This is a genomic window from Cellulosimicrobium sp. 22598 (assembly GCF_052044445.1).
Classification (GTDB): Bacteria; Actinomycetota; Actinomycetes; order Actinomycetales; family Cellulomonadaceae; genus Cellulosimicrobium; species Cellulosimicrobium cellulans_G.
This window is the reverse complement of the sequence record NZ_JBQEMZ010000008.1, coordinates 195,257-206,091: the sequence shown is the minus strand read 5'-3', so window position 1 is coordinate 206,091 and position 10,835 is coordinate 195,257. Positions and strand designations below refer to the sequence as shown.

The 10,835-nt window shown below is 68.9% G+C and carries 8 protein-coding genes; all 8 read right to left on the bottom strand.

What is annotated here, in order from left to right; translation table 11 throughout:
- Nucleotides 1–70 precede the first annotated feature (70 nt).
- Entirely contained in the window at nt 71–1,051 is a 981-nt protein-coding gene (gene nrdF, locus ACTJIY_RS11005; protein WP_253053393.1) for a class 1b ribonucleoside-diphosphate reductase subunit beta, read from the bottom strand.
- Between the two features lie 138 nt (nt 1,052–1,189).
- Nucleotides 1,190–3,349 carry a class 1b ribonucleoside-diphosphate reductase subunit alpha gene (nrdE, locus tag ACTJIY_RS11000; RefSeq protein WP_440674301.1) on the bottom strand — a complete coding sequence of 720 codons (2,160 nt, stop codon included), beginning with the start codon at nt 3,347–3,349 and terminating at the stop codon, nt 1,190–1,192.
- The gene (gene nrdI, locus ACTJIY_RS10995; protein WP_205205938.1) at nt 3,346–3,777 is read right to left on the bottom strand and encodes a class Ib ribonucleoside-diphosphate reductase assembly flavoprotein NrdI; all 432 of its coding nucleotides are present in this window, start codon (nt 3,775–3,777) and stop codon (nt 3,346–3,348) included. Before nrdI ends, nrdE begins: the two co-directional genes overlap by 4 nt.
- Nucleotides 3,778–3,858: 81 nt before the next feature.
- Nucleotides 3,859–4,104 carry a glutaredoxin-like protein NrdH gene (nrdH, locus tag ACTJIY_RS10990; RefSeq protein WP_047232913.1) on the bottom strand — a complete coding sequence of 82 codons (246 nt, stop codon included), beginning with the start codon at nt 4,102–4,104 and terminating at the stop codon, nt 3,859–3,861.
- Nucleotides 4,105–4,856: 752 nt separating this feature from the next.
- On the bottom strand, nt 4,857–6,347 hold the full coding sequence (locus ACTJIY_RS10985) for a GH1 family beta-glucosidase (protein ID WP_440674300.1): 1,491 nt from the start codon (nt 6,345–6,347) through the stop codon (nt 4,857–4,859).
- Nucleotides 6,348–6,505: 158 nt separating this feature from the next.
- Nucleotides 6,506–8,803, bottom strand: a complete 2,298-nt coding sequence (gene yicI, locus ACTJIY_RS10980; protein ID WP_440674299.1) for an alpha-xylosidase — start codon at nt 8,801–8,803, stop codon at nt 6,506–6,508.
- Nucleotides 8,804–8,880: 77 nt separating this feature from the next.
- Complete coding sequence (locus ACTJIY_RS10975; protein ID WP_440674298.1) at nt 8,881–9,804, bottom strand: carbohydrate ABC transporter permease; 924 nt, start codon at nt 9,802–9,804, stop codon at nt 8,881–8,883.
- Nucleotides 9,804–10,793, bottom strand: coding sequence for a carbohydrate ABC transporter permease (locus ACTJIY_RS10970; protein WP_440674297.1), 990 nt, complete (start codon nt 10,791–10,793; stop codon nt 9,804–9,806). Before ACTJIY_RS10970 ends, ACTJIY_RS10975 begins: the two co-directional genes overlap by 1 nt.
- Between the last annotated feature and the right edge of the window lie 42 nt (nt 10,794–10,835).

The following is a 10,835-nucleotide window of genomic DNA, read 5'->3' as shown; positions in this document are numbered from 1 at the left end:
CACAGCCACAGTCCTCTCCCCCCCCCCGGGCCCCTTCGACGTGCTCCGGCCTGCTGCTCCTGAGAGCGGCTCAGAAGTCCCAGTCGTCGTCCTCGGTGTTCACGGCCTTGCCGATGACGTACGACGAGCCCGACCCGGAGAAGAAGTCGTGGTTCTCGTCCGCGTTCGGCGACAGGGCCGAGAGGATCGCCGGGTTGACGTCGGTCTCGTCCTTGGGGAAGAGCGCCTCGTAGCCGAGGTTCATGAGCGCCTTGTTCGCGTTGTACCGCAGGAACTTCTTGACGTCCTCGGTCAGCCCGACGCCGTCGTACAGGTCCTCCGTGTACTGCACCTCGTTGTCGTAGAGCTCGAAGAGCAGCTCGAACGTGTACGCCTTGAGCTCGTCCCGCTCCTCGGGGCTGAGCTTCTCGAGGCCCTTCTGGAACTTGTAGCCGATGTAGTACCCGTGCACGGCCTCGTCCCGGATGATGAGGCGGATGAGGTCGGCCGTGTTCGTCAGCTTGGCGCGCGACGACCAGTACATCGGCAGGTAGAAGCCGGAGTAGAAGAGGAACGACTCGAGCAGCGTGCTCGCGACCTTGCGCTTGAGCGGCGAGTCGCCCTTGTAGTACTCCATGACGATCTCGGCCTTGCGCTGGAGGTTCGGGTTCTCCTCCGACCAGCGGAACGCGTCGTCGATCTCGCGCGTCGAGCACAGCGTCGAGAAGATCGACGAGTAGCTCTTGGCGTGCACCGACTCCATGAACGCGATGTTGGTGTACACCGCCTCCTCGTGCGGCGTGATCGCGTCCGGGATGAGCGACACCGCGCCGACCGTGCCCTGGATCGTGTCGAGCAGCGTCAGACCGGTGAACACCCGCATCGTGAGCTGCTGCTCCTCCGCGGTGAGCGTGTTCCACGACTGGATGTCGTTCGACACCGGCACCTTCTCGGGCAGCCAGAAGTTCCCGACGAGGCGGTCCCACACCTCGAGGTCCTTCTCGTCCTCGAGACGGTTCCAGTTGATCGCGCTCACGCGATCGATGAGCTTGAGCTTCCCCGTGGGCGACATCTGCCTTCTTCTCTCCTGCTGACCCCGGACCGACCGGGACGACTTCGTGGGACCGGACCCTGCGCCGTCGGCCACTCCTCCGCGGGAGGGTGGCCGACGACGTCGGGCTTCGAGACAACCGATAGCTGCCTCAGGCGACTACAGCATGCAGCTGACGCAACCCTCGACCTCCGTGCCCTCCAGGGCCATCTGGCGGAGACGGATGTAGTAGAGCGTCTTGATGCCCTTGCGCCACGCGTAGATCTGCGCGCGGTTGACGTCGCGCGTCGTGACCGTGTCCTTGAAGAACAGCGTGAGGCTCAGGCCCTGGTCGACGTGCTGCGTCGCGGCGGCGTACGTGTCGATGATCTTCTCGTAGCCGATCTCGTACGCGTCCTCGTAGTACTCGAGGTTGTCGTTCGTCAGGTAGGGCGCCGGGTAGTAGACGCGCCCGATCTTGCCCTCCTTGCGGATCTCGATCTTCGACGGCACCGGGTGGATCGAGGACGTCGAGTTGTTGATGTAGGAGATCGAGCCGGTCGGCGGGACGGCCTGGAGGTTCTGGTTGTAGATCCCGTGCTCCATGACCGAGGCCTTGAGCGCCGTCCAGTCCTCCTGCGTCGGGATGTGCACGCCGGCGTCCGCGAAGAGCTGGCGCACGCGGTCGGTCGCGGGCTCCCAGACCTGGTCGGTGTACTTGTCGAAGTACTCCCCCGTCGCGTACTTCGAGTCCTCGAAGCCGCCGAACGCGCGACCGCGCTCGATCGCGAGGCGGTTCGACGCCGCGATCGCGTGGTAGGCGACCGTGTAGAAGTAGATGTTCGTGAAGTCGATGCCCTCCTCGGACCCGTAGTGGATCCGCTCGCGCGCGAGGTAGCCGTGGAGGTTCATCTGGCCGAGGCCGATCGCGTGGCCCGACTCGTTCGCGCGCTTGACCGACGGCACCGACTCGATGCTCGTCTGGTCCGAGACGGCGGTGAGCGCGCGGATCGCGGTGTCGATCGTCTTCGCGAAGTCCGGCGAGTCCATCGTCTTGGCGATGTTCAGCGAGCCGAGGTTGCAGGAGATGTCGCGGCCGACGTGGTCGTACGAGAGGTCCTCGTTGAACGTCGAGGGCGTCGAGACCTGGAGGATCTCCGAGCACAGGTTCGAGTGGGTGATGCGGCCCTTGATCGGGTTCGCCTTGTTCACCGTGTCCTCGAACATGATGTACGGGTAGCCGGACTCGAACTGGAGCTCGGCGATCGTCTGGAAGAAGTCGCGCGCCTTGATCTTCGTCTTGCGGATGCGCGAGTCGTCCACCATCTCGTCGTACTTCTCGGTGACCGAGACGTCGGCGAACGGCTTGCCGTAGACGCGCTCGACGTCGTACGGCGAGAAGAGGTACATGTCCTCGTTCTTCTTGGCCAGCTCGAACGTGATGTCCGGGATCACGACGCCGAGCGACAGCGTCTTGATGCGGATCTTCTCGTCCGCGTTCTCGCGCTTGGTGTCGAGGAACCGCAGGATGTCCGGGTGGTGCGCGTGCAGGTACACCGCACCGGCGCCCTGGCGCGCGCCGAGCTGGTTCGCGTAGGAGAACGAGTCCTCGAGCAGCTTCATCACGGGGATGACGCCGGACGACTGGTTCTCGATGTGCTTGATCGGCGCGCCGTGCTCGCGGATGTTCGACAGGAGCAGGGCGACGCCGCCACCACGCTTGGAGAGCTGCAGCGCGGAGTTGATGCCGCGCGCGATGGACTCCATGTTGTCCTCGATGCGCAGCAGGAAGCAGGACACGGGCTCGCCGCGCTGCGCCTTGCCGACGTTGAGGAACGTGGGGGTGGCGGGCTGGAAGCGGCCCGAGATGACCTCCTCGACGATGTCGAGCGCGGCCTGCTCGTTCCCGTCCGCGAGGCCGAGCGCGACCATGCAGACGCGGTCCTCGAAGCGCTCGAGGTACCGCTTCCCGTCGAACGTCTTGAGCGTGTACGACGTGTAGTACTTGAAGGCGCCGAGGAACGTCTCGAAGCGGAACTTCTTGGCGTACGCGAACTCGAACAGCGACTTCACGAACGCGCGGTCGTACTTCGCCAGCACGGCCGGGTCGTAGTACTTGTTCTCGACGAGGTAGTCGAGCTTCTCCTGCAGGTCGTGGAAGAAGACCGTGTTCTGGTTGACGTGCTGGAGGAAGTACGCGCGCGCCGCCTCGCGGTCCTTGTCGAACTGGATCTCGCCGTTCGGGCCGTAGAGGTTCAGCATCGCGTTGAGCGCGTGGTAGTCGAGCTGCGCGCTCGCCAGGGGCACCTCGGTGACCGTGCCACCGCCTGCCACGCTCACGCCGGAATCCGTGACTGTCGTTGCCAAAATCGTCCCAATCCGTCGCGGACGCGCGCGGCGTCCTCGGCTGTTCCCAGGAGTTCGAAGGCGTACAGGTAGGGCACCTGGCACTTCGCGGAGATGATGTCGCCGGCGATGCAGTAGGCGTCGCCGAAGTTGGTGTTGCCCGCGGCGATGACGCCGCGGATCAACGACCGGTTGTGCACGTCGTTGAGGAACTTCACGACCTGACGCGGGACGGCACCGCCCTCGTTGCCGCCCCCGTAGGTCGGGACCATGAGCACGTACGGCTCCTCGACGCGCAGGAAGCCCTCGGTGGGACGCAGCGGGATGCGCTGCACGTCCATGCCGAGGGCCGGCAGGTCGAGCCGCTGGACGAACCGGTGCGTGTTCTCGCTGACGCTGGAGAAGTACACGAGCGACCCCACGGGGACGCACCTCCGTCCTGCCCTGCTCCGCCTGCTTCCGTACGAGTTCCGGGGCACCTCACGGCGCCCCGGGGAGGCCGGTCAGGCGACGACCGGCGAGACCTTCTGCGCGAGAGCGTTGATCTGGTCGGGACGGAACCCGGACCAGTGCTCGTCCCCGGCCACGACCACGGGCGCCTGCAGGTAGCCGAGCCCGCGCACGAGCTCGAGCGCCTCGGCGTCCTGGCTGATGTCCACGACGGAGTACTCGATGCCCTTCTTGTCGAGAGCGCGGTACGTCGCGTCGCACTGAACGCAAGCCGGCTTGCTGTAGACCGTGACGCTCATGGGGTGACTCCTCGTCTCTCGCGCTCTGTCCGGGATCGGTCCTCGGGGAGGGAGATACGTCTCTGACCTCGAAGGACACCGGTGGAACTACGTCTGTGTGATTCGCCAGAAGGCCTCCGGCCCCCTGGGTGTGCAACCACTATACCTAGTGGTCGACACCGCGCCACCGCACTAGATGTCGTGGTCGAACTTCACCCCTCCGCGTGTGCTAGGAGCCATGAGTCCATGGTCCCACCACCCTCTGACACGCCTCCGAGGCCCCTCGTCCACAGCCCGTCGTCCACCGCTCGGAAGCACCACGAACGGCGTCCTCTCGCGGACCGCGGGGCATCGTCCACAGGGTGGGGACGACGTCGATCCACACCCTGTGAGGTCCGGTGAGGCTGCCCTGCGGGGCCACCTCCGCCGTCGCGCGGTCCCGCGCCGGCGGCCGACGAAACACCCCAATCCGGGCGCGACGAACGTCCGACTCGTCGGCGTGTCGCGTTCCTTCGGCGTGTCGCGCGGCGAGTGCGAGGCATGCGAGAAAGGTCACCCCGCTCGCGCCGATCATCGACCACCGCGCTCCCTCGGCCGACCAGGGCTCCACCTCCGCGCACCGGGGCTCTACCTCGCCCCACCAGGGCTCTACCTCGCCCCACCAGGGCTCTACCTCGGCACACCAGGGCGCGCGAGGGCCCGCCCGGTGCGACCGGGCGGGCCCTCGTCCAGCGACTGTCTGCTTCAGCGACGGGCGGTGCCGTCGACCGCGGTCAGGCGGTCTCGTCGACCGCGGGGAGCTCGTTCGACGTCGCGAGGCGGCGGTACCAGTGCGCGGAGTCCTTCCACGTGCGCTCGAGCGTGTCGTAGTCGACGCGGATGATGCCGAAGCGGCGCTCGTAGCCGTAGCCCCACTCGAAGTTGTCGAGCAGGGACCACGCGAAGTACCCGCGCACGTCGGCGCCCGCGTCGATCGCGGCGCCCACGGCGTCGACGTGGTCGTGCAGGTAGGCGACGCGGCGGTCGTCGTGCACGCGGGGGGTGCCGTCGGCGTCGACCGTGACCTCGTCGGCGAACGCGGCGCCGTTCTCGGTGACCATCATCGGCTGGTGCGGGTACGTCGTCGCCACGGACACGAGCAGCTCGGTCATGCCGGCGGGCTCGATGTTCCAGCCCATGGCGGTGTACGGGCCGGGCTGCTGGACGAACTCCACGTCGTCGACGCCGATCCACGGGCTGTGGCTCGACGCGCCGTGACCGTCGTTCTCGGACCGCTCGCCCTCGCCGGAGAAGTGGCGCACGCGCACGGTCGAGTAGTAGTTGACGCCGAGGATCGACAGCGGCTGGCGCACCGTCTCGAGGTCGCCCTCCCGCACGAACGACCAGTCGCTCACGTGCGCGGTGTCGGCGAGGAGGTCGGCGGGGTACTCGCCGTCGAGCATGGGCGCGAGGAACGCGCGGTTGGCGAGCGCGTCGATCTTCCGCACCGCGTCGAGGTCCGCGGCCGACGACGGGTCGTCGGGGCGGATGACGTGCAGGTTGAGCGTGACGGACGTCTTCGCGTCCTCGCCGAGCTCGTCGCGGATCGCCTGGACGGCGAGGCCGTGCGCGAGGTTGAGGTGGTGCACGGCTGCGAGCGCCGCGGCGGGCTCGGTGCGGCCGGGCGCGTGCACGCCGGAGCCGTAGCCGAGGTAGGCGGAGCACCACGGTTCGTTGAGCGTCGTCCAGGTGTCGACCCGGTCGCCGAGCTCGCGCGCCATGTGGCGGGCGTACTCGGCGAACGCGTACGCGGTGTCGCGGTTCGCCCAGCCCCCGGCGTCCTCCAGCTCCTGCGGGAGGTCCCAGTGGTAGAGCGTGACGACGGGCTTGACGCCCTTCTCGAGCAGCGCGTCGACGAGGCGCGAGTAGAACGCGACGCCCTCGGGGTTGAGCGGGCCGGTGCCGCCCGGCTGGACGCGCGACCACGAGATGGAGAACCGGTACGCCCCGAGGCCGAGGTCCGCGATGTGCTGCACGTCCTCCTGCCACCGGTGGTAGTGGTCGTCCGCGACGTCGCCCGTGTCGCCGTTGAGCGTGCGGCCCGGGGTGTGGGAGTAGGTGTCCCAGATGGACGGCGTGCGGCCGCCCTCGGCGGCGGCGCCCTCGATCTGGTAGGCGGCGGTGGCGGAGCCCCAGAGGAAGTCGGTGGGGAACGTGCGGCGGCCCGACGACGCGGGCGCGGCCTGGGCGTCGACGGCGACGGGGGCGGTGGTGTCGGTGGTCACGAGGGTCCTCGCTGGTCGGTCGTCGGACGACGCGGTCCGCGACGGGTGGTCGGTGGGTGCGCGTGCGTCTCGGTGGGTGCGAGCGCGGCACGCGCGGGAAGTGCAGGGCGAGCATGCCATGGGAGCGCTTCCATGGCATGCTCGCCCAGGATACGTCCTCAGCCGAGGTCGATCGTCACGCTCGTCGCGCCGTGCGCCTCGGCCGCCGCGGAGCCGGCCCGGACGGACCAGGCCGCAGGGGCGTCGTCGGACGAGACGGTGAGCGTCGCGCCCGACCGGCGGACGCGGAACGTGGCCCCGGGCGCGCCGTCCGACGGCGGGACGACCACGAGCTCGTCGTACCCGTCGGGCAGCTCGAACGCGTGCAGCGTGACGCCGTCGGCCCAGTCGTAGTCCGGCCGGTCGGTGCGGGCGCCCACCGGGAGGACGGTGCCCGGGCGCACGAGCACCGGGAGCGAGTCGAACCCGTGGGTCTCGGTGACCCAGCGCGGGCCCGTCACGGTCTCGCTCAGGGCGGGGCCGTCGTCGGGCTGCACGAGACGCGTCCACGTGCCCTCCGGCACGTAGTACTCCACGCGGCCGTCCGCGCGGAACACCGGCGCGACGAGGAGCGCGTCGCCCAGCAGGTACTGCGTGTCCGCGGTGTACCCGGCGCGGTCGTGCGGGAGCTCGAGCACGAGGGGTCGCATCATCGGCACGCCGTCGGTGTGCGCCTCCTCGGCCACCCGCCCGAGGTACGGCATGAGCGAGAGCTTGAGGTGCGTGAACTTGCGCGTGACGTCGACGGCCTCGTCGTCGAACGCCCACGGGACCCGGACCGAGCCCGAACCGTGCAGGCGCGAGTGCGACGACAGCAGGCCGAACGCCGTCCAGCGCTTGAACACGCCCGGGTCCGGCGTGCCCTCGAAGCCGCCCATGTCGTGGCTCCAGTAGCCGAAGCCCGACATCGACATCGACAGGCCGCCGCGCAGCGACTCGGCCATCGACGCGTAGGTCGAGTCGCAGTCGCCGCCCCAGTGCACGGGGAACTGCTGGCCGCCCGCCGTCGCGGAGCGCGCGAACAGGACCGCCTCGCCCTCGCCGCGCGTGCGCTCGAGCAGCCGGAAGACCGCCTCGTTGTAGAGCTGGGCGTAGTAGTTGTGCATCTTGCGCGGGTCGGAGCCGTCGTGCCACGCGATCCCGTCGACGGGGATCCGCTCGCCGAAGTCGGTCTTGAAGCAGTCGACGCCCTGGTCGAGCAGGCCCTCGAGCTTGCCGACGTACCACGCGGTCGCGTCGGGGTTGGTGAAGTCCACCAGCCCCATGCCCGCCTGCCACAGGTCCCACTGCCAGACCGACCCGTCCTCGCGCTTCACGAGGAAGCCTTGTTCCGCGGCCTCCGCGAAGAGGGGCGAGCGCTGCGCGACGTACGGGTTGATCCACACGCACACCTTGAGCCCGCGGTCGTGCAGGCGGCGGAGCATGCCCTCGGGGTCGGGGAACGTGCGCGGGTCCCACTCGAAGTCGACCCACTGGTACTCGCGCATCCAGAAGCAGTCGAAATGGAACACCGACAGCGGCAGGTCGCGCTCGGCCATGCCGTCGATGAACCCGTTCACCGTCTGCTCGTCGTAGCTCGTCGTGAACGACGTCGTGAGCCACAGGCCGAACGACCACGCCGGCACGCGCGCGGGGCGGCCCGTGAGCGCGGTGTACCGGCGCAGCACGTCCTTGGGCGTCGGCCCCTGGATGACCAGGTACTCCAGCGCCTGCCCCTCGACCGAGAACTGGACGCGCGTGTTCACCTCGGAGGCGACCTCGAACGACACCTTCTCCGGGTGCTCGACGAACACCCCGTAGCCCTTGGTCGTGAGGTAGAGCGGCACGGACTTGTACGCCTGCTCGCTCGACGTCCCGCCGTCCTCGTTCCAGATGTCCACGACCTGGCCGTTCTTGACGAACGGGCCGAACCGCTCCCCCAGGCCGTAGACGAGCTCGCCGGGTTCGAGCGCGAGCTGCTCGTGCGTCCAGGCGCGGCCGTCGTCGGCCGTGACGTGCCCGACGGACTTCGGCAGCGAGGAGGTCAGCACCTCGCCGTCCGCCTCGAAGTCGACGCGCCAGCGGTCGCCCCGGTGCACGCGCACCGCGAGGTCCTTGGACCGCAGGACCGCGACGTCGTCGTGCACCTCGACCTCGGGCCGGAACCCGGGCTCGCCGGTCACCTCGAACGCCGGGCCCCGGCGCACCGCACCCTGGTGGTGCTCCACGCGCACCCGGATCACGCCGGGTGCGGGCGAGGAGTACGTCGTCGTGAGCATCGGGCGGTTGAGAGTGTCGCCGCGGCCGCGGATCGTCGCCGTCGGTGCGTACACGGTGAGCGTGCCGGCCGCCTCGTCCGCGCGGACGTCGTCGACCTCGACCGCGTACAGCGGGTGCATGCCGGGTCGGACCTGCCAGTACCCGTCGGTGAACTTCATGGGTGGTGCTTCCTTCGTCGGTGCGTTCAGGTGTCTCGGGGGCCGCCCCGGGGCGGCTCGGCATCACACGGGGAGCGTCACTTCACGGCGCCCGCCGTGACGCCGCGGGTGAGGGTGCGCTGGAAGATGAGGAAGAAGACCAGCGCGGGGATCAGCGACACGAGCGCGCCCGCGTTGGTCGTCGGGGCGTCCATCATCCGGTCGCCCTGGAGCGACGCGAGCGCGATGGGGATCGTCTGGGTGTCGTTGGTCGTCAGCATGACCAGCGGGATGAAGAACTCGTTCCACGTCCAGATGAAGAAGAAGATCATGAGGACGCCGAGCGTGGGCTTGACGATCGGGTAGACGACCTGCCACAGGATGCGCCAGCGTCCGGCGCCGTCGAGCTGGGCCGCCTCGAGCAGCGCGGGCGGGAACGTCCCGAGCACGGACGCGAGCAGGTACGTGCCGAACGCCGCCTGGATGACCGTGAAGATGATGATGATCGACCACTGCGAGTTCGACAGGCCGACCTTCTGCGCCATGTCGAACAGCGGGTAGATGAGCGCCTCCTGCGGCAGCATGTTCGCCACGAGGAACAGCGTGACGATCCAGAGGCGGCCCTTGATGCGACCGACGCCGATCGCGTACGCGCTGAGCAGCGACAGGAGCGTGCCGAACACGGCGACGAGCGCCGAGATGAAGACGGAGTTCCAGAGCTTCTGCGGGAAGTTCGTCCGCGTCCAGAAGTTCTGCACGCCGTCGAGGTAGAGCTCCTTCGGGATGCTCAGCGGGCCGTCCTGCGAGTACTCGGCCGGCGACTTGAACGCGTTGAGCACCATGATGACGAACGGCGACAGCATGAGCAGGGCGACGAGGATCGCCGCGGCGAGCACGAACCAGCGGCCGATCCCGCGGCGGTAGCGCTCGTCCTGCCGCGTGGCGCGCAGGGCGCGGCGGGGGCGGGACGCGTCGGCGCCCGGCGCCACGGCGTCCGCGGGGGTGGTGGTGACGGTGGACATCAGCGGCCCTCCTGCTCACGACGCTCGGCGCGGCTCTGCAGCGCGAGGATCACGACGGCGACGACGATGATGACGAGGGTCAGCACGGTCGCCACCGCGGCGCCGTAGCCGACCTTCGACTTGTCGAAGAAGTTGAGGTACGAGTAGTAGCTCGGGACGAGCGTCGAGCTCTCCGGCCCGCCGCGCGTGAGCACGTAGATGGGGCCGAACACCTTGAGCGCGGCGACCGTGCACGTGAGCGTGACGACGAACGTCTCGGGACGGATCTGCGGGATCGTGATGGCCCCGAAGCGGCGCCACCAGCCCGCGCCGTCGAGCTCGGCTGCCTCGTACAGCTCGGGGTCCACGCGCTGGAGCGCCGACATGAAGATGACGACGGGGTAGCCGATCTGCACCCAGATCAGGACGAGCATGACGCTCGGCAGCGCGGTCGTCGTGTCGCCGAGCCAGTTGGGCGGGCTCTCGATGCCGATCCCGCGCAGGATCACGTTGAGCGCGCCGGTCTGAGCGTTGAGGATCCAGTTCCACAGCACGCCGGCGACGGCGACGGGCAAGATCTGCGGCAGGTAGTACGTCGCGCGCAGGAACGCCGCGACGCGCGGGCCGAAGCGCCGGCCGAGGTAGTCGAACAGCACGGCCGCGAGGACGAGCCCGATGAGGGTCGGCACGACGACCATCGCGAGGATCATCGCGATGGAGTTCTGGAACGAGGTCCAGAACGCCGAGTCGTGCAGGAGGTCGGCGTAGTTCCCCAGCCCGTACCAGCGCATCGGCGCCATGCCGCCGCGCCACTTGAACAGGCTGTAGTAGACGTTCATCACGAACGGGTAGCCGATCACGACGACGAACGCCACCGCGCCGGGCAGGAGGTAGGGCAGGTACGGGAGCCAGGCGGGCCGGCGACGGCGGCGGGGCGCCGCGGTCGTGCGCGACGCCTCGCGCGCGGGGCCGGGCCCGGCGTCGGGCACGGTGTCGGTGCGGGTGGTCATGACGGTCTCTTTCGCGGGAGGTCCTCGGGTGGGGGTGCCGGG